This is a genomic window from Prosthecobacter sp. (assembly GCF_044378005.1).
GTDB lineage: Bacteria > Verrucomicrobiota > Verrucomicrobiia > Verrucomicrobiales > Verrucomicrobiaceae > Prosthecobacter.
On record NZ_JBILYB010000337.1, the window covers coordinates 1 to 21,994 of the forward strand.

A 21,994-nucleotide genomic window follows, 5' to 3' on the forward strand; every position below is an offset into this window, starting at 1 on the left:
TACTATGTGGCGGATGTGGAGGGTCAGAGCTTCCGACTGAGTGACAGCATCAATGGAACGCTGATCAATTTCGCCACGATTGGATCTGGAGCCCATGTGATCGAGACTCAGGGGGCTGAGAAACGCGTGGGGCCATCCTCCCTTGTTTTCGAGGTGGAGCCTGACTTTGCCACTGCTGCGGAAGGAAATGGCAAGGTCAGCGTGGCCATAGTCAATGTCGGTGGCAGTGGCCCCATCACCTCCACCCTGACCGGGCAGGGAACCACCATGGATCCCTATATTTACACCATCCGCACCACGAACACGAACAACTCCAATGAGCAGATCGTCACCTTTGTCTCTGCGGATGTGGTCGGCCTCGTGAAAATCACGGATGTGCTCAGCATCACCATGCCCAATCTCGCAAGTGGAACGATCTTCACGCTGTTCACGACGATGCCCGACACCGGCAATTTCGGTGCACCGACATTCCTGCAGCACGGCAGCTTTGACAATGGTAACACGGCGCTGGGCTGGGCTCGCAACGCGGGCATCCCAGGCAGCCCGACAACCACAGCAGACGGGTTTGTGATGCCAAACACCGCCTATTCCAGTTCCTGGAGTGACAACAGCAACACGGATGTGGCCGGCAACCTGACGCTGGCCATCCTGCGAGATACTTATTCCCTGCGGTTCGCCGACCAGATTCCCTCGTCGGTGTCACTCAACAATTCGGGTGGCATTTATGCCATCAGAACTGGCGGCATCCTCGTTTCGCCGACTGTCGGAGCCAATGACTCGACCCTGGGAGGCAACGGGCGCCTGACGACGGAAAACCAGGGGAATCTGCAAAATCTCATGCTGCATCAGCACAATGAGCTCGGAGATCTGGTCATCAACAATCGCATCACGGACAGGCTGGCAGTCACCCGCACAGGGCGTCTGACCGGGATAAGCCGCCGTCACCTCACCATGCCAGCGGGGATCACCTCGACACAACTGGCCGTGAATTGGTCTCTGCCAATCGCTTCAGGAATCAATACCGGTATTTCTGCCAACGCTAGGATCGAGGCCTTCCAGTTTGGCAGACTGATCCTCCTCAACAACGATCATGACGGAGTGCTGCGCACGCAGAACTACATTTTTGCGAGCCCTGGCATCGTCGCCTTGGATGTCCTTGACCCCATCGATTCTGCTCACCCTGCACGCAGCCAGATCTCCGGCCTGAGCTCGACCTCTGATCTGACTGTGGGGATGGAGGTCACGGGGACGGGCATCGCGGCGGGGACGCACATTGCGGAAATCATCAATGACAACACCGTGCGGCTGGATCAAAACTCGGACGGCTTCTATCGCGCGGCGACTTACACCTTCACTTTTGATACGACGGTCATAAGCAGGCTCGGCATCTCGAATGATCCCAATCGTTTCCTCATCACCGGGTTGAGTTCGACGGCGAGTCTCAGTGTCGGGATGGCTGTCACCGGGCCAGGCATTTCGGTCGGAACGACTATCGAAGAGGTTTCCGCTTCTCCTGCCTATGTTCGGCTAAGCAAGATCCATGACGGCACGCACAGGTTTGGGGTCAACTTTACCTTCACGGGTGGTTTACTACCTCCTGGCGGGGTCGTCATGTCGGGCAATCTGCCGCTGACACTGGCTTTCCCTGGAACATCCGCTGATCCAAACCGCCGTATTCTTGATGGTGTCACTTCGGTCGATGGGCTTGTGGCGGGAGTTTCTGTCACGGGGGCGGGCCTGACTGCCGGGACGACGGTCGAGTTCGTCATGAATAATCACACAGTTTACCTGAATCAAAATCATGATGGGGCCTACCGCCGTGGAAGTTATACTTTTACCGGAGGCGGTCTCGGTGTGGGTGGCGTGGTTCGAACCGCGAGTGTGCCTGATGCCTACCGCCGTCGTGTGATGGGGATTGTGGAGCCCGCAGTCGGTGCCGTGCCCAGCTTAGTTTCCACCACAGATCTGTATCTCGGCATGCCGATCTCCGGCCCTGGCATTCCTTTCGGAAGCACCATCACCAGCATCTACAACGAGAGTGATATCGAAGTAAGCACCAATCACTTCTACACGACTGATCTGACGACACTGGTCTTCACTCCCACGATCGGGGTGGAAAAACTCGGGGCTGGCATGGTGGCTCTGACAGGAGCCAGTGACTACACGGGCGTGACGTTCATTGCGGATGGCACCCTGCGTATCGGCCAGCTTACAGATGGTGGTGTGGCGGGCAGCCTTGGCGCATCATCAGGCGCGGGAGGCAACTTGGTCTTCAATGGCGGTGCGCTTCAATTTGTGGGTGAAAACAGCCAGACCAACCGCGGATTCACCGTGGCGGAATTTGCCACCCTGAACATCGGCCATGAGCGCACCACGGCCACATTCTCCGGAGCGATCACTTCGGGGCTGGACCGGCTCCAGAAGGATGGCTCTGGCACACTCCGCTTGAATGGGAATGCCAATCTCGGGGCGATGCGTGTGGATCAAGGGCGTCTGTTATTGGAAACAGTGGACACCAATCCGGCTCCGGGAACCTTCAGCCCTTCCAATTTCTCTCAGAGCAATCTAACCAGTTTGATACTGGGAGGTGGGGTGCTGGAAGTGAGAGGTGCCCGTGAGGGGAACATCAATCAGAACTTTGGCTCCCAGCTCGTCGTCGATGCCGGTGCCACTACGGTGAAAGTGACCAGTGTCGAGGGCTATGACCCGAACAATCTTCTGGCCTTGCCACCCTTCCGCTCGGCAGCGCTTACCTTGATGGGACAGGAAGAGCTCACGGATGTGTTACGTCACGCTGGTGGCTCCGTCCACTTCATGGAAAATCCAGAAGGCGAAGATGCTGGGGCAGCGAATATCCTCCTCCTTCTCCCTCTGGAGGACCGCCAGCGTCTCATGTCCTGGGCCACCTATCAGGACACGACAGAGACCACACGCCCTGGGGTGAACCACTTTGCCACTGTGGACAGCACCAGTGGAGGAGTCATCTCTGCGGATGGGGCGAGCCTTTACGATCTGGGTCCCATCTACACCACGCCGGACGGCTGGGAGACATCACGCAATTTTGCCAAAACGCTCAACGTCTCCGAAGGGGCCTCTGATTTGAATGGTGTGCCCCTTGCCCTGAACGGATCTGTCAGCGTCGATACCTATGCCAACGTGCTGCGCTACTCCACCGCCGCAGACGGCACCGTGACGATCGATGCGGGCCGGACGCTGGAACTGGCGAGTGGTGCCATCCTCGCCGCGCAGAGTGTTTATCAAGGCAACAAGATCATCGACGGTCCGGGAAATCTGACCGGTGGCGTGCGCAATGACGTCAACAGCGACTTCTTTTTGCATAACTACAATGCCGCAGCCCCCTTCACCATCAGCGCGAATATCGTGGACCGCACCATCAAGGCCGCCAATAACGCCAGCACCGTGGGCAAAGGAACTTTGAAGGCGGGTGAGAACCAGATGAAGATCACCAATTCTTCCCTCACAGACTCCTTCTACTCAAACATGCGTGAAGGAATGTCAGTGACCGGACCTGGCATCCAAGCCGGGACCGTGGTGACTGCCGTGGAGTCCAGTTTCAGACGCATCATCCTCAGTCTGCCGGCCCTCAGTGATCAGACCAACCAGATCTACACCTTCGCTGAAACCACGAACTTCATTCAGACAGGCGTGGGCACCACGATTCTGGCTGGCACGAACACTTACACCGGAAAGACCTATGTGCATGGCGGCGTGCTTCGATTGAATTCGCCCAACGCTGTACCAGGTGGCATAGGTGCCACAGGTGGGACAAGCGCCCTTGTTGTCGAAGGCGGCGTGATCGGTCTCGGAGTTGGAGACTTCACACGCACTCTGGGCACTGCGGCTTCGCAGGTGCAGTTCACTGGCAGCGGTGGTTTTGCCGCCTTTGGCGCAGACAGGACTGTCAATCTGGGGGGCGCTGCTGTCCCTGACACCTTGCGTTTTGGGAACAATGGATTCGTCCCCGATGGTTCTTCTTTCATCCTTGGAAGCAGCGATGCCACGCACAAGTTGATTGTTGCCAATCCGCTCGACTTGAGTGCCTTCAGTCAGGCGATCCGGGTGAACAATGGTCCGGCCGCAGTTGAGGCTGAACTGGCGGGCAGCCTTTCCGGTTTGGGGCGCATGATCAAGTTTGGCCTCGGCACCCTCCGCCTGGGGGTTGGCAATGCTCACTCAGGAGGCATCGAGGTCGCCGAAGGGCATCTTATCGCCGCCAATGTGGCAAACGTGTTCGGAACTTCAGCAGGAGCTGTCCGTCTTGGCACGAGCCTCACGAACACCACTTCACGGGCGGCGGTCGATCTCGTGATCGAAGGCGGCACGGTGGCAAACCCACTCCAAATCGGCTCCGTCAATGCACGCGGAGGAGCCTGGGTCAGTGGTGGTGTGGTGGAAAACACCCAGGCATCCAATAATGTGGGTGAAGAGTCGTCCGCTGCCGTGGTGGATACTTACCCCGCAGTCGCCTACTACGATGCCACCAATCAAAATCTGAAGTACGTGCGGGCTCTGGATGCCCGCGGGGTCTCCTGGGGTGCCCCAGTGACGGTGGCCAGCCTGGGCAACACGGGAAGAAATCCTTCGTTGGACATCATCAATGGCAATCCTGCCATCACTTATCATGATGATTCCACCGGTGCCCTCATGTATGTCCGAGCCAATGATGCACAGGGGGTGAGCTGGGCGACGCCTGTTTCTGTTTTGGGGCAGTCAACGCCAGTATTGGCTGTCGCCCTGCAGCCGGATGGAAAAGCCATCGTCGGTGGTTCCTTCACTAAATTTGACGGTGTGAACCGCAACCGACTCATTCGACTGAACACGGACGGCTCCGTGGACACCAGTTTCAATGCCTTCATTATGAATGGAGAGGTGCGCACCATCCTTGTTCTCCCGGATGGCAAGATCCTCGTCGGGGGCACCTTCACGGCCATTCGCGTCAACGTGAGTGCTACCACAGACACCACTCGAAACAGGCTGGCCCGTTTCAATTCGGATGGCAGCCTGGACACCACTCTCGCTTCCAATGTCAACGGAGATGTCCGTGTCCTCGTGCCGCAGACGGATGGCAAGATCATGATGGGTGGCAGCTTCACCACCGTCTCTGGAGTCGGCGTCAGCCGTCTGGCCCGTCTTGACTCGAATGCCGCGCTGGACACCAGTTTCTCATCACCTGACATCCGCAACGGGGAGGTGCGCGCCATCATCCCTGAAAACACCGATGCTGATCCAGAGATGGAGAGTTATGTGATCGGGGGTTCATTCACTGACATACGTGGCTCGACCCGCAACCGCCTTGCTCGTATCAACAGCAATGCATCACTGGATGCCTTCAATCCAAATGCCAACAACGTGGTCTTTGACATGCTGCGGCTGCCTTCAGGCAAGATCTTGGTAGGTGGTGCTTTCACCCTCTTTGTTGACGCCATAGCCCGGACCCGCCTCGCTGTCCTGAATGTAGATGGCACTGTCGATGAAACATTTGGTCAGGAGGTGAATGGTGAAGTGCGGGATCTCCATCTTGAGCCGAGCGGCAACGTGCTGGTGGCTGGTGTTTTCACCCAACTGGGTGACTTCGAACGTCGTGGGCTGGGCCGTGTGCTCGGGGATGGTACGGTAGATGCCACCTATGCGCCTGAACCAGACAATGAAGTGAGAGCCATGGTGACACTGGCGGATGGAAAGCTGCTCGTTGGAGGTATTTTCAACAATGTAGGCGGTGCCACCCAGCAGCTTGTGGGGCGTCTGGAAGTGAACGGAACGGCTGACCTCGGATTCAACCGAAACATTTTGGACGTTGGGCTCTACACCTCCCTGCATTCGGTGAATGGAAATCCCGCGATCGCTTATTATGATTCCATCAATCAGGACGTGTACTTCATCCGCTCCACGGATGCGAATGGTGCCGGCTGGCCGAACCCAGAACTCATCGACTCAAGCGGAAACGTCGGGGTCGGTATTTCGCTTTCGATTGGCAACATCGGCGGAGACATTCTGACCAGGGATAACCGCGGCACCCAGGATGTGGCGGATGATGAGGTCACAATCAGCGGCGTTGCCAACATCGGGACACCTACCATCGTCTATGGAGACGCTACCAACTCGCGTCTCAAAATCGCCGTAGCTGACAATGCCAACGGGGTGGGTTTCAATGGAGTCGGCATCTCCCAGCCGGTGCGCAACTGGTCGCTGCCAGTGACGATCCCTGGGACGGGAGATGTAGGCCGCCACTTCAGCCTGACTGTCGTGGCGGGTTTCCCGACCATCGTCTATCAGAGTAGTGACACTCAGGATCTGAAATTTATCCGTGCTCTGAATGTCGCAGGGGTCAGCCACAATCTGCGAGATCCTGCGGATTCTTCGATCCTGCGAATCCTCGTCTCCGCCCTCACTTTCACACCGACGGGATCTTGGGATGCTCCCATCACACTGGATTCCACAGGTGACGTGGGTTCCTATCCATCGATTGCTTTCATCAATGGTCAGCCGACGACGCCGGAGGATCGCCCTGCCGTGAGTTACTACGACGCCACGAACGGAGATCTCAAACTCGTCACTGCCATTGACCCTGCTGGCAGTACCTGGAATGAGGCCATTTCCGTGCTGACGGTCGAAGATGTCGGTCGCTCGAACGCACTGCTGATCGCAGACAGCCTGCCAGCCATGACTTACTATAACGCGACCACGGGAGATCTCGGATTCATCATCCTCAACAACGCCAGTGGTTACACCCGCATCTCCTCCACCGCAGACATGACATGGAGTGGCAGCGTCGCACTTAATGGCACCACCATCTTCGCCCCTGCGGCAGGAACCACCTCTGAGATCAGCGGCACCATCACGGGATTGGCTGGATTCCGACTCGTGGGCGAGGGTATATTAAGCCTGACAGGAGTGGCCAATAACTTCGCTACATCCCTGGCTTCTCCAGGTGTGACCACGGGGCCGTCTGCCGCCGTAAATGGGGGAGTGATCCTGCGTTCGGGCACTCTGCACCTGGGCAATAGTTTTGCCCTGGGCGGAGCCACTGTGGAGCTTGGAGATGCCGTTCCTCAGGTGATCACCGTGGATCGTGCGACTGCCGGTTCATCCATGCTGAGAAGTGGAGGTCTTTTCAATCCGTTGCATGATGGCCTGACTCTAAGTGACACTGGTCCGGGTGCTTTTGTGGGTGTCTCTGCCACGGTGGACGGAAAGTACCTTGGCCTTGTCAGCACCACGGCCAATCCTGGAATCGACCGCTTTACCGGAGATCTGGCGGATGGCACGGCGGTGAAGTTTTATGGCGCGATCATGCCTGTCGGTATCCAGGGAGATTTCACTTACTATGTGAGATCAAGTGGCAGCGGCAGCTTCCAGGTCTCGCTCACCCTAGGCGGGGCCGCCGTGAACTTTAACAGTGAGGGGTCCACCTTGTTCTTCATCGAGGATAGCAAGCTCAACACACAAATCCTTGTGAAGGATCAGGGGGAGAACCCTGAATGGAATGGTGTTTACCGCCCCACCATCACAACAGACACGGGATCACTCGAAGTCGGCAAGATCAATCTTGTCCGCGTTGCCTCTATGGATAGCGTGAGCGAGATGCCATTCGGCGTGCGGGTGGTCGTTCAGAATGGCTCATCGGGTGGAAAGGCATTCCTCCTCGCCAGCACCGTCTCGGACTTGAATTCCTTTGCTGTGCATTGGGTCGAGGAAACGCCCGGCGGATCTGTCGCCCTCCTGGCGAATGCGCATGGTCTCACCATTGCAAATGCCATTGATGTGAATGCCATCCCCGGCAGCGCCGCGAGTATCCTTGGAGCCGCAGCATCGGTGAACTCAGGCAACGCCACCTTCATCGGCCCTGTCACACTCCAGAATCTGGCATCGTCCGCTGTGGATGCTGAGACACTTCAAGTCACCTCCAGCACCAGCACCGGGCTCGGTGTTGGAATCAACGGTGTCATCTCGGAGGCGGCAGTCCAAGATGTCCTTACTCTTAACAAAACAGGTGTCGGCGTGGTGTCTCTGGGTGGCAATAACACCTTCAAAGGCGGCATCTCCATCAACCAAGGCACGCTGCTCGTCATGAACACCCCTTCCGTGGCGGGTGATTCTGGCACAGGCAGCGGCATGGTGACGGTTAATGCAGGCACCGTTCTCGGTGGCATCGGCTCCATTTCAGGTCCCGTCACTCTAAGCGGGGCCGTCGGCACTCCTGCCATACTGCGTCCAGGTGACCCAACTTCGGCTTCTGCGCCCGTCGAGACGCTGACGATCAACCAGCCGCTCACCGTGGGGCCTGACTCAGTTCTCGAATTTACCCTCGGTGCCACAAACATGACCAAGCTGGCTGGGACCACCATCGATCTCACCACCGCCTCCTCGACCATTCTCGTCCAGCTTGATTCTGGTTACAATCCTACAGCGGGCACCCAGTTTGACATCCTCGACTTCAACTCTGGCGGGCTGAACATTTTTGGCGGAACCGCTAATCTGGTGAATCTGCTTCGGCTTCCGGTAACCAAAGCCTGGGACATCTCCCAGTTCCTCACTTCAGGCGTCATTACCGTGACGGGGGATGCCGTGGCTGCCGAGATCACCGACGATCCTGATGATCTAACCGTGCTGCAGAAGGGGGCCGCCAGCTTCACGGTTGCTTATACCGGCACAGATCCCGTGTCATTCCAATGGATGAAGGATGGTATCGAGATCGAAGGGGCGACTCAGCAGTCACTCAACCTGACCAACGTCAATCAATCTCATGAGGGTGATTACACCGTGCGTGTCACCAATCCGGTGACTTATCCTGTGGGTGACGTCAGTCAGCCTGCCACGCTGACCGTTGACTGGCCGCTCTCCTTCCCCGTGGGTGGTAATCTTTCCGCCACGAAGAAAGGCTCAGTGGGTGATCCGATCTCCTTCAAAGTCATCGTCGATGGAGAGGCTTCCCTTGCCCAGCCAATCACCTTCCAGTGGCAGAAAAATGGAGCAAACATCCCTGGTGCACCGAATTCCGACACCTACACGATCAATCCTGTATCAACGACAGATGCCGGAGTGTATCGAGTGCTCGTCTATGGTCCAGATCTGACCGGCGCGCCCAACCAGAGCACCGTGCCTCTCATCAGCGCTGAATCCACACTCTCCGTGTCGGATGGGCCTGCGGTCGTGCTGGAGTCCCCGATCTCCCAGACCGTGCTCGCTGGCAGCACCATAGTCCTGACTTCCCTGCCTGGAGGCGATAACAATTCCCGTGTCATGCAGTGGCGTCGTAACGGCACAGCCATCCTCGGTGAAACAACCAATACGTTGATCGTCAATGACATCACGGTCGCCCTGGCAGGAGACTACACTACCAAGGTGGACAATATTGTGATCGCCACGGGCAAGTCCAGTTCCGCGACCAGTGATCCGGCGCGTGTCGTCGTCGTGGACAACCCAAACCGCACCGTTGCTGCTCAAATCGGCAAGTCGGTCAAGCTCACCGTCGATGTGGGATCGCCCAAATCCATCACCCCCGTGTTCGAGTGGTTCAAGAACGGCGGGGCACTCCCTCCGAATGGTCGTTTCATCGGTGGCAATACCAAAACCCTGACGATCAATGGACTCGTGGAAGATGATGCCGATGTCTATACCTGCCGCATCACAGGAGCAGCCGGAACCACACCGGTGGTTGGGGGCACCCATTTCCTCCGCGTGTATGAAACCTCGCCAGAACTTGATATGGCTGGGCTCGACCCAGAGGATGTGCCAGTCGGCATGGTTGGCAGTTATTACAGTTGGAAAATCCCCGTCCTCAGTGACGTCGCCTCCACCATCGGTGATCCGACACCCGAGGCATGGAAGTCCACACCAGCTACTTACAGCGCCAAAGGCCTGCCACCTGGGTTGAAAATTGACGCTGCGACGGGCTTCATCACTGGACGCCCCACTGCCGCAAACACGACCAAGAATCCTGCTGGCTATCCGGTCACGATCACCGTGACAAATGCCATCAAAGCCATCGACCCATCCAAAACGACCCAGAACATCATCATCAGCATCCTCCCCTTGCGCAGCGGTATCGCTGGTGTCTTTGCCGGGTCGGTCCAGCGTCACCCCATCATCAACGGTTCCCTTGGCGGGCGTTTCGATATGACGGTCACCACAGCGGGATCCTTCTCGGGCAGCCTCACCATGGGTGGAGATGCTGCTCGTAAGTTCACCGGTGCCTTCATACTGAACCTTGATGCAAACGGCATTCTGATCGGTGCTCCTGCCGCTGCCACCATCTCACTTCCTGGCACGAAAACCGCGCCTCCGGTCACTCTCGACTTTGCGCTCGGAATAGTCGATGCCGCTGTTCCTGGTGACCCGCCCGTCACTCTGCTTCAAGCAGCTACGATCAGCTATCAGACCCACAGCGTAGGGTTTAGCGCCTGGCGGAACAACTTCGGCTCCAAAGTGGTCGCCAATGTCTCCAAACTTCCGACCGCATACCAAGGCCTCTATAATTTCGCCTTCATGCTGCCAGATGGTCCATTGGTCACGAATCCTGATGTCCCCCAAGGTTCAGGCTACGCATCCTTCACCGTTTCTAACACGGGCGCATACTCCCTGGCCGGGCGTACTGCTGATGGTGAGAAACTCACCGGCTCTTATTGGGTCGGGCCTGAAGGCCAGCTTTTCCTCTATCAGGCTCTTTACACCACGGTGCCCAAGGGGTCCTTGCTCGGCACCATGCAGATCGAATTGGGGAATACGGCTGAAGATAATGACATCTCCGGGGCTTTTGACCAAGTCCGACCACCCAACGCCAAGTCCCGCCTTTACAAAGCAGGCTTTGGTCTGGCGGGAACGCCTGTCGTCACCCCGGTAGCACTTACCGCCTTTGGTGGCAGATTCATCGAGCAGCCTGCGGCGACGGGAACTGTCTTTGGTCCTGAGGCCACAGTTCCGACTACAGCCAATCTCGAATTCAGCGAGGATGGTGAATTTGACCCTGCCCCAGCTGAAAATGACGTGAACACCCTCACCAATCCTGATCTCATTGGCCTCACGGTCAATGCTGGCTCCAAGGTTGTCCCGCTCGCGAGTGCTGCGGCCACAAAAATCACTCCCACTCACAAGACGGGCGCGGTTTCCGGTTCTGGCACCCTCGTGGATGGTTCCCTGAAGCGTAAACTCACCTTCCAGGGACTGATGATTCGTGTTCGGACCAGCGGCCTCGGTGTCCTGCCCCGCACAACTGACTACCGTGGGACTGGCTATTTCATCCTTGATCAGAAACCTGTAGGAACTGAGAAGCCCACCACCAGCCCCCAGCTCTCGGGAATTTTCATCTTCCAAGATCAGTGATTCAACGGCCAAGAATCAAAGCTGAGGATCATGTCCACCCACCCTTGTAATAACCAAGTAAATACGGTGCATTGACTTCATGGCTTGAAATTCAGCTTCAAATTCGGTTTAATAGACCAAATTCCAAATTAATCCCCCCACGCCCATGAAAACACTTCGCTCCTTCTTTAGCGACGCCCGACGGCACAAAGGACTCGCTCTCATCATCGTCCTTTCCATGCTTGCCCTGACGACCATCGTCATGCTCGCCTTCCTCAGCGTCGCGGACACCGAGCACAAAGGCACGATGACCTACTCGTCATCCCAGAGCGCGCGTCGTCTGGCTGATACAGCGGTCAATCTCGTCATCTCCCAAATTCGAGCAGGATCGGACCAGGACATCTCCACTACAGGGCGTGAATTCCATGCCACTCAGCCGGGCTCAGTCCGCAAATATACAGACGGCGGAGCTTTTCTTGGAGGCTACAAGCTGTTTTCAGATGCCGAAATGATCTTCACCGGCAGTGGTAACCCCAACGGCAATAACAGTGTCTCTGACGAGTTCAATTTTGTGAAGAACTCGGAGCCGCCCACCAATTGGAACCAAGGCGACAACACCGTAAGATACGTCGATCTCAACGAGCCAGTCATCAAGGGCATCGCCGCAGTGGATGGCACCGTCACCACGACCCAGACCTTTTTCCCCATCCTCGATCCTCGCGCCGCTTATGATATGGATCCTTCTGGCGGCACGCCTTATCCCGCAGAAGGATTCCAGTATTCCACCAAGACCGCTGTGGCTGGCAACAATGTGGGAACTGAAAACGACGCGAAGCAGCAGTCCATCGTCCTGCCAAGTTCATCAGCAGCCGCTGTTGATACACTGCGTCTGGCCATGCCCGTGCAATGGCTTTACATGCTCAAAGACGGCACGGTAGGCACCTTGAATGCCAGCAAAACCTTCCAAAGCTCGGGTGGCAGTCAGGCTACGGCCAGCAATCCCATTATCGCTCGTCTTGCCTTCTGGGCTGATGACGAAAGTTGCAAGATCAATATCAACACCGCCTCGGAGCCGACTTATCAGGGCAAGCCCACCTACTTCCATGAGCGTGACCATCGCTGGTCGGACTACCCTGCGGCTCGTGGGGAGTATCAGCGGTTCTCAGGCCATCCTGCCACGGTGGCGCTCAGCAGCGTCCTTTCTCCAAACCCCACTCAGGATCCCGCCCGAGACCTGGAAACCTACGGCAAAACACCGGGGGGAGCTGCGCTTACCCGTGCGCTCAGTGTCAAAAATAAGATTTATGACCTCGTTCCGCGCCTCAATTCTGGCGGCAGCAATGCAGGCACCAAACTGTTCGCAGCAGATGATTTCAACTCCGGCGGATCGGGTGGGCTAACGACGAATGTGGTCCTTACGGATGCCCTGAATGAGCGTATCTATGCCAGTGTGGACGAGCTGTTCTTTTCCGAAGGCAGCAACGCCAGCGGTCGCCAGATGAATGACACCTCAATCCAGGGGGGCAACATTTTCACCAAGCAGACTTTGGAACGCGCCTCGGGCTTCCTCACAGCCCACAGCCGGGCAAGCGAGATCAGCATGTTGGGCCTCCCGCGCATCGCCATGTGGCCGATCCACACAGAAGCCTCCAAACGCACTGGTTTTGACAACCTCATCAAATTCTGCGCACGACTTGGCCCGGTCGCCTCAGACAATCTCTACATCTTCCAGCGTCAGGATTCCCGCAGCCCCACCACGGACATCAAACTCCCACGAAACAAAGCCTTGCTTGAGATGCTGGACAAGGTCCTCGCCACCGCCCGATTCCCTTCGGATACTGCTTTCGGCGGTGCTGGCAATACCTTCAAGACCAAGATGCGCGGTGCCAATGGCTTCGACAACTATCGTCAGGTCATCGTCCAGATGTTTGACTACATCCGTTCCACCAACCTCCATGACAGCTTTCTCGTGGAGCCACAGCGTAACAATTGGCCGACCTTTGTAGGTAATGTGGACTGGGTGCAGACCTACCAGAAGCGCGACACCGTTCAGTCGCAGTTCAAAACTTACACCGTCGGCATCGCTCGGAATCCATCGTCTTCAAACATTCCGTTCAACGACCGCGCTCTGCCTGGTCACGGTCAGGTGGCACCAGCCATCTGGAACATTGGTGGGCAGAACTATCGCGGGTTTGGACGTTCCGTTTCCATCAGCGAAATCGGTCTGCAATTCATCTGCACTGCCGACGGTCAGCCAGACATGTATAGCTGGCGGAAGATGACACTGGATTCCAAGCAGGAACCTGATCCGCCTGACACGCCTAGAGGAAAACTCACCTACAAACTGGAAACGGAAGATATTACTCAGCAGGGATTGGCGAAATTCGAGTCAGACGCCGAGAATGGTATTGTTTCAGGAGGGAGGACGGCCCTGCGCATCAACAACACAATCGACGGTGTTTTCCAGGTGGAGGACATCCCTGCGCCCTTTGGGCCTTCTTTCACGTACAATGGAAAACCGTATGACTTGAAAATCGAGAATTTGGGGCTAGAGCATTGGGCTGCTGGCGCTGCTGGGAATATGAAAGCGCGCTATTATTCGAACTACCCACCCTTGTCGGATCCATCTAAAGTCGTGGATTTGTATGGAGCTGAAGATGGAGTGCTGACACCTGAAAATCTCGGTAATCATAGGCAATTCCATCCTGGAGCAGACAAAAGAAATTGGAACTACACTCTGGAGGAGGATCGTCCGCTAGGGCCGAGAGAGAAGCAGGTGCAAGCTATGATGCACCTGGAGTTCTTCTGTCCATCCGTCGGTTACACGAGCATTTTCCCTGAGTTTAGCGTTGTTCTGAAGGGTGAGGAACTGCAGGGGATCACCGTCGAGGGGCAGTCGATCTTCAAAAAATCAGGAGACATCGTGCTCAAGAGTTCCCAGCCTCTCTATGAAATCGATGGTTCGCCTCAGGTCGGCGGCTATGCCAGTTTCAGGCGCATCGCACGGGGTCGGCTGCTGGGGCCATTTGACCGCATGCCGGCTGACTTGAACTACAACTCATCGACGACTGGGAACGAGCATGCAGACATCATCAGCATGGATTTGGTTTCCAGCTTCTTTAAGGTGGATAGTGACACGGAGTTGGATTTCTCCACCTCTGGGCGCCCGATCCGCATCGATATCTATGACACGCATGATTGGAAACGGAGCACTCCCACTCAGACGATTTATTTTAGCCTCCCTAAGGGGCGTGCGCCGATGCCAGATCTCGTCGTCCGACCCACCAATTACGAGGAGTGGGTTGACTCCAACGGAACTCAATACAGGCATCCTGCCCTGCAGGCACCTCACTGGTGGGCTTTTCATATGGGAGGCGCGCTGGCCAGGGAGTCTCAGGATGTCAATCTGATGATCCCTGGACGTCTTAACGAGCCGAGGCGTGTCACTCAGGGGAATCTGAACTCCTTCTATACCGGTGGTGTCATCAGGTTGAACCGGGACGGCGACACCGCTCAAGGAACGGCAGGAACTCCCGACCAGGCCGTGCCAGGATCTACAGCTCTCATTTATGGGTTCCAGAAGACCGGCAACTACCAGAATGTGAAGCGGCATGACAATGCACGAGCCACCGATGTGGTTCGCTGGTCCAGAACAGCCTATGACCCAGGTGAAGGATACAATAAGCCACAATATCATTATGGATCAGATGTCGTCAGAAGTCTCCAGCCTGGCCATGGCGATGCCCGGATGATCTATGCAAAAGCTGTGGTCCAAGACACAGACTGGTCCCCGCATCCTTTGTATGACAGTGACACTGCCTTCATGGCCCATAACTTCTCCAACTATGGAGCAGGCTCTGAGGCGGGTTTTGACCGCAGTGGCGACCCTTCTTTGGAGATCCAGGGTATCGAAAACCCCACCAAGAGAACATTGCCCCAATCCGTTCTGGTGAGCGCAGGTCAGACGCCGGATGCCCCCTACTCAGGCGTCAACGACAACCGGGTCAACTCTGTGACCAACAGTCTGTCTCCCGCTTATCTCTGCCAGCGTTATTATGATTTCGATGAGACTGACCCTGGCGGGCGTGTGGGCACCTTTATCAATAAAGCTGATGAGGGGAACTTTGCCGTTGGAGACTACCAGGGTTCGGGTTGGCCCAGAGCGGTGGAGTGGCGTGCCACCTACTTCCGCTCAGATTCGTTTGGCGCTCGCTTTGCCCCCGGAGCCCAAAGCTTCTTCACACCCAACCGCATGGTCAGTTCTCCAGTCATGATGGGATCGCTGCCAAGCCGCGTGCATTATGCCAGCAAGAACGGGCCTGATGCCTCGAATGGAGGCAATGGCGCGTGGACAAATCTGCTTTTCCGACCCTACCTCCAGTTGAATGGTGCTCTGGGCCGTCATCCGGGACAAGCCACGCCGCCAGACCACTACCTGCTGGACTTGTTCTGGATGCCAGTCGTCGAGCCTTACGCCATCAGTGAGCCCCTCTCCACGGCGGGCAAGGTCAACATGAACTACCAGATGCTGCCATTCACCCACATCCGGCGCGCAACGGCTCTCCATGCCGTGATGAAGGGCGAGCTTTTTGCTGCTCTACCGAATGTGGATATGACCCGCGCTAGAAGTGTTCGCCGTGGTTTTGGACCGCAAGGCAGCACCGCACCCGTGTTCCGCAGTGAGACGACAGCGCTTGGTGATCCAGCGGCAAAGTGGCACCGCACCATCGCGATTGACCGTATGAATATTGAGAATGGCACGGCAGACAATCCATGGTGGGTCAATCATCAGAGGGCCAGCCAACGCGTGGTAGGCACTCTGCGTCAGTTTGAGGAGCGCTTTAACTTCGGTGCTTCAGATGTGGACAAAGGTCCCGCCGCCGTCGGTGGCAATTCGTTGAATGATGGAGGGATGGGATCAAACTTCCGTTCCGGTCTCTTCCGCTCGGCCAGTCAGATTTGTGAAATCCACCTGATTCCATCCCGCGTGACGGTCGCAGGGAATCAGCGAGATCAGACTGTCTTCGCTGGCACACCCTTCAGCTCTATTGTCCAAGGTGCTGATAAAGACGCGAATGAAAACATCAAACCCGATGAACTGGATACTTACAGTGATCGTCAGGCCGCGATGCAGAAATTCTGGAACGCCCATGCCGCAACGGGTGATAATACCCGCGAGTCGCCTTACGCGAATCTCTACGCCAAGCTGACCACCCGCTCCAACACCTTCCGAGTGCACGTGAGAGCTCAGACGATCAAAAAGGCGCTGCGCGGCAACCAAGACAATGGTTGGGCGATAGACAACTTCACTCCCGGTGAGGACGAGGTGACCGGGGAGTACCGAGGTTCCTTCCTTTTGGAGCGCTACATCGACCAGCAGGACCTTGTGACAGCAGGCACGGCTGCCGACTTTACCCAGGGTAACCCGATGGATGAAAACGCCCATCCGCCTCTCGACAGTTACTATCGCTTCCGTGTCATCGAATCGAAACGTTTTGCACCTTGATCAGTCATCCCCCCCCTACTGTCATGAAATCATCATCTTTAAGTTGCACTAAACAGCGAATCCCCGCCGCATTCACACTGGTGGAGATCATGGTTTCGCTCGCCGTGCTGACCATTCTGTTGCTCATCAGCGCACAGGTCATCGGTCAGGTGCAGTCCACTTGGTCTGCCTCAAATGCCCGTGTCAGTCAATTTCGAGAGGCCCGTACCGCGTTTGACATCCTGACGCGTAATCTTTCCCAAGCTACGCTGAACACGTACATTGATTACGATAACAATTACATTGCCACCGCAGGTACGTCTGCAGCTTCGGCTGCTGCTCCTGCGACTTATGTCAGGAAATCTGATCTGCAGTTCATTTGTGGTCCGGCTGCAAGTCTCGTCACAGGTGGCGGTGGTTCGGATGCCCTGCCTGGTCATTCCGTCTTCTTTCAGGCTCCACTGGGTGTCACCAACAGTGCAAGCTTGGTGGGGCTGGACAGATTGCTCTGTGCACGGGGTTACTTCGTGCAATACACGTCAGACGAAAGCTGGATACCTGCCTTTATTCCTCCTGGTAACGCCAGCTTTCGCTATCGATTGATGGAGTATTCCCCGCCTGCCGAGAAAAATTTAATTTATCCCGCAGGTGCCACCGGAACGGTTACCAAGTCATGGTTTTCGGGCGCAGGGGTGACTTCAGGCTCGTCATCAAGCACAAACACCATCCCAGTCACACGGCCGGTTGCCGATAACATCGTGGCTCTGATCATCTCTCCGCGCCGTGAGTTGAAGGTTGGAGAAGACCCGGCTACTGCCGAGACGCAGGCTGGCGGCACGACTGAGATCGCAACGAGTTATCAATATGACTCCACTGTGGTGAATCTTTCTACGCCAGCATCTCCGGCAGGCACGCAAAACCTCCTGCCGCCATTGATTCGTGTGGTGTTGGTGGCGATTGATGAGCGATCTGCCAAACAATTGGAACTTTTCAGTGGCAGCGCAGGCAGTCCCCCACTGGGGAATGATGTCAATGAAGCTCTTTCCAAAGCCTTTGAACTCGAGACAGAGCTGGCCGGGTTGGTTTCCAAACTGCAACAGCGCAAACTCAATTACCGAGTGTTTTCAGCGACGGTTCAGTTGAGGGGTGCCAAGTGGAGTATTTGAGAGACCTGACCAAGCCCTGCTTAAACCTTTCCTATACGCCATGATTCTTGAATCGAAAAAAAACGGGATCTCACCCAGTCGTGCTGCTTTCACCCTCGTTGAGCTGCTGACTGTCGTCGGCATCATCGCACTTCTGATCGCACTGGCCACGCCCACACTGGTGGATGTCATTCGTTCCACGCGCCTCAGTTCAGCTGGTGACAGTTTGCTGAACCGTCTCAATTTGACGCAGCAGGAAGCCATTGCCCGGAGCAGAGAGGTGGAGATGCGCTTCTACAAGTATGCCAATGTCACGTCCGAACGCCCGAGTCAGCAGTTGTTCTATGCCTACCAAGTCGTGGAGACTCCCAGCGGTGGCGTTCCTGTAGCCATTTCGGAGCCTTACTACTTTGATTCTGGCGTCGTGCTAGCCTCACAGGAGGAGCTTTCCCCAATGCTGAACACAACCGCCGCACAGACGGAGAACAACGGTCAATATGTCTTCTCTCCTGGCTCCGGTGGAGGTGGCGGTGCCGTGGAATATGCGGCGCTTCGCTATTTCCCCGATGGGAGTTGTCGCCTCCTCAACAGCTCCACGCTCGATGAAGACAACGCCACTGCCACGGCGATGGCCTACACTGTGCCGCCTCTGGCGACCAGCTTCATGACTCTGCTTGAGTCACAGTTCATTGACTCACCCACCATCCCGCCCCCAAACTACTACTGCATCCAGATCGACGCCTACACCGGCAAGGCCCGTATCTATCGTCCGTGATCAAAACGAATTTCTGCGTGACAGGACTCTGAGTGCTGATTAGATGGCCTATGGGCGATCTACCTTCTCTTGCACTCAGTTTCGACGACGTGTTGCTCCTGCCCGGGTTGAGCGAAGTGCTCCCCGGTGATGTGGACATCAGCACGATTTTTGGCGGTTCTATCCGCCTCAATGTTCCGGTCCTTTCCTCAGCGATGGACACGGTAACGGAATCCGAACTCGCCATCTCATTGGCTCGTGAAGGTGGTCTTGGCGTGATTCACCGTAACTGCCCCATCGACTATCAGGCCGAGCAGGTGGCCAGGGTGAAGCGTTCCGAAAACACCGTCATCCAGAACCCTCACAGCGTCCGCCCGGAAACGACCCTCGGCGAGCTGCAATGGCTCATGCAGACCAAGGGCGTCAGCGGCTTCCCTGTTATCGATCCAGAGGGAAAACTCGTCGGCATGGTGACCAGCCGTGATATGTGGTACATCGAAGACGAAGCCACGCCCGTCTCAGCCATCATGACGCCGTTGGAACGCCTCGCGACAGGCACGGCCAACACCTCCTACGAGGAAGCGCTCAAGATCCTCTACACCCATCGCATTGAGAAACTTCCCCTCGTTGATGCCAACGGCAAACTCGCCGGACTCATCACGAAGCAGGACGTCACCAAGCGCCAGACCTTCACCCACGCGGCCAAAGACGCCAATGGCCAGCTCCGTGTCGGCGCCGCCGTCGGAGTCGGCGATGACTGCGCAGATCGCGGTGCTGCGCTTGTTGCCGCTGGAGCGGATGCGTTGTTCATCGACGCGGCCACCGGACACACCACTCGTGTCGCTTCCGTCATTGAAAGGCTCCGTGCTCGAGTCGGCGCAGGCATCCCCATCGTGGCGGGCAATGTCGTCACCGCCGACGGTGCCCTGCACCTCGTCAATGCCGGCGCTTCCGCAGTCAAAGTTGGCGTTGGCCCCGGCTCCATCTGCACCACGCGCATCATTTCGGGCGTCGGCATGGCCCAGTTCACCGCCGTGCAGGAAGTCGCCGAAGTCTGCCGTCCTCGCGGTGTCACCGTCATTGCGGATGGCGGCATTCGCTATTCGGGCGACATCGTCAAAGCTCTCGCCGGTGGTGCTGATTGCGTCATGCTCGGCTCATTGCTTGCCGGCACCGCCGAAAGCCCTGGAAACATGGTCAAATGGCAGGGCCGAACCTTCAAAGAATACCGTGGCATGGGCAGTCTCAAAGCCATGCGTAAAGGGGCAGGGGACCGCTACGGACAAAACAGCTCCGGCAAACTCGTTCCCGAAGGTGTTGAGGCCCGTGTGCCCTTCAAAGGACCGCTATCCGATGTCGTCTTCCAGCTCATGGGCGGCCTCCGCTCCGGCATGGGCTACGTCGGTGCCAACACCCTCACCGAACTCCGCGCCAAAGCCCGCTTCGTCCGCATCACCGCCGGTGGCCTCAAAGAAAGCCACCCGCACGATGTCGTCATCACCGAAGAACCCGTGAACTACGAGCCGCATTGATGGATTCCCCGTTCGTTATTCTGAATTCGTCATTCGTCATTCGTCATTTCCCTCTCATGACCGCCCAAGAAGTCGCCGTCCTCGATTACGGCTCCCAGTATTCCCAGCTCATCGTCCGCCGCGTTCGCGAGCTGGGCTTCGTCTCGCACCTCTATCCGCCAGCGGAGCTGGCCAAGCTCACCAACCCTGGTGCCATCATCCTTTCCGGCGGCCCGCGCAGCACCTCGGAGAAAGACGCACCAGATGTCGATTACGACAAACTCATGTCCTTCGGTGTTCCCGTACTCGGCGTGTGCTACGGCATGCAGCTCCTGAACATCAAGCACGGCGGCACCGTGAAGCCCGGCGTCACCCGCGAGTATGGCCCCGCCAAGCTCGTCGTGACTGACCACAGCGACCTCTTTGACGGCATCTCCCACGAATCCCAGGTCTGGATGAGCCACAGCGACACCTGCGCGAACCTCGCCGACACGACGAAAGTCATCGCCACCAACGAAGACGCCGTTCCCGTCGCTCTGAAGTGGTCCGACCGCTGCTGGGGCATCCAGTTTCACCCTGAGGTCACGCATTCGCATGAAGGCACGGCCATCCTGAAGAACTTCCTCATCAAAAGCGGGGCCAAGCTCGCCAAGTTCGACATCCAGGAGTTCAAAGCGCAGATGATCGAGCGCATCAAAACCGAAGTCGGCAATCGCGAAGTCATCTGCGGCGTCTCCGGCGGTGTGGACAGCACCGTGCTCGCTGTGTTGCTCGCTCGTGCGGGTGTGAAGGTGCGCTGCATCTACATCGACACCGGCCTCATGCGCCTGAACGAAACCGCCGAGGTCAAAGCCCTCTTCGGTGAAGTCGGCGTCCCCATCGAGCAAATCGACGCCAGCGCCATCTTCCTCGGTGCCCTCAAAGGCGTCACCGATCCCGAGCAGAAGCGCCGCATCATCGGCACGCTCTTCGTGGAAGAATTCTGGAAGGTCGCCGACAACGTCGAACTGCTCGCCCAGGGCACGCTTTATCCCGACGTGATCGAAAGCGCCACCAGCGGCAGCATCGCCAGCAAGATCAAGACGCATCACAATCGCGTCGATCGCATCATGGAGCTCAAAGAGCAGGGCAAAGTGCTCGAACCGCTCGCCGAACTCTTCAAAGACGAAGTCCGCGCCCTCGGCGCCAGCCTCGGCATCCCGCACCGCGCCTTGTGGCGTCATCCTTTCCCCGGCCCCGGCCTCGCCGTGCGCATTCCGGGCGAGATCACGCCCGAACGTGTCGCCATCACCCAGCAGGCCGATGCCATCTTCATCGGCGAACTCCGCCGCAGCGGCTGGTATGAGCAAACCTGGCAAGCCTACGCCGCCCTTCTCCCCGTCAAAACCGTGGGCGTTAAAGGCGACGAACGCAGCTACGAGCAGGCCATCAGCCTCCGCGCCGTCATCAGCGAAGACGCCATGACCGCCGAATGGGTCCGGCTGCCCTATGAAGTGCTCAGCAACGCCTCCAACAAGATCCTCAACAGCGTCAAAGGCGTGAACCGAGTCCTCTACGACATCAGCACCAAGCCGCCTGCAAGCATCGAGTGGGAGTGAGTTTGCTGTTCTGGCACTCCCAGAACTTCGATTGCCAATTTGAAGCTAGGAAAACAAACCGCCCCCGATGACGTGGGTCATCGGTTAGCGGTGCGCCGAGTGCCCTCGGTCTAAGCTTGCCTTTTGGTTTCGACAACTATGCCGCTTTCCGCTGACCGTCGATCCGCCGGGTCTTGGCCCAG

6 protein-coding genes are annotated in these 21,994 nt (G+C 57.0%); all 6 read left to right on the forward strand.

Annotation, left to right across the window (positions count from 1 at the left end; all coding sequences use genetic code 11):
* Positions 1-6 precede the first annotated feature (6 nt).
* The 6 genes from AC6FTP_RS27170 (at position 7) to guaA (ending at position 21,812) form a co-directional block, all read left to right on the forward strand.
* Positions 7-11,340, forward strand: coding sequence for an immunoglobulin domain-containing protein (locus AC6FTP_RS27170; RefSeq protein WP_497210027.1), 11,334 nt, complete (start codon positions 7-9; stop codon positions 11,338-11,340).
* Positions 11,341-11,485: 145 nt separating this feature from the next.
* Positions 11,486-16,825, forward strand: a complete 5,340-nt coding sequence (vccA, locus tag AC6FTP_RS27175) for a Verru_Chthon cassette protein A (protein WP_497210028.1) — start codon at positions 11,486-11,488, stop codon at positions 16,823-16,825.
* Positions 16,826-16,848: 23 nt separating this feature from the next.
* The gene (gene vccC, locus AC6FTP_RS27180; RefSeq protein WP_497210029.1) at positions 16,849-17,970 is read left to right on the forward strand and encodes a Verru_Chthon cassette protein C; all 1,122 of its coding nucleotides are present in this window, start codon (positions 16,849-16,851) and stop codon (positions 17,968-17,970) included.
* Between the two features lie 40 nt (positions 17,971-18,010).
* Complete coding sequence (gene vccD / locus AC6FTP_RS27185) at positions 18,011-18,724, forward strand: Verru_Chthon cassette protein D (RefSeq protein ID WP_497210030.1); 714 nt, start codon at positions 18,011-18,013, stop codon at positions 18,722-18,724.
* Between the two features lie 50 nt (positions 18,725-18,774).
* Entirely contained in the window at positions 18,775-20,235 is a 1,461-nt protein-coding gene (gene guaB / locus AC6FTP_RS27190; protein ID WP_497210031.1) for an IMP dehydrogenase, read from the forward strand.
* A 56-nt stretch (positions 20,236-20,291) separates the two neighbouring features.
* Positions 20,292-21,812, forward strand: coding sequence for a glutamine-hydrolyzing GMP synthase (gene guaA / locus AC6FTP_RS27195; protein WP_497210032.1), 1,521 nt, complete (start codon positions 20,292-20,294; stop codon positions 21,810-21,812).
* Positions 21,813-21,994: the final 182 nt, after the last annotated feature.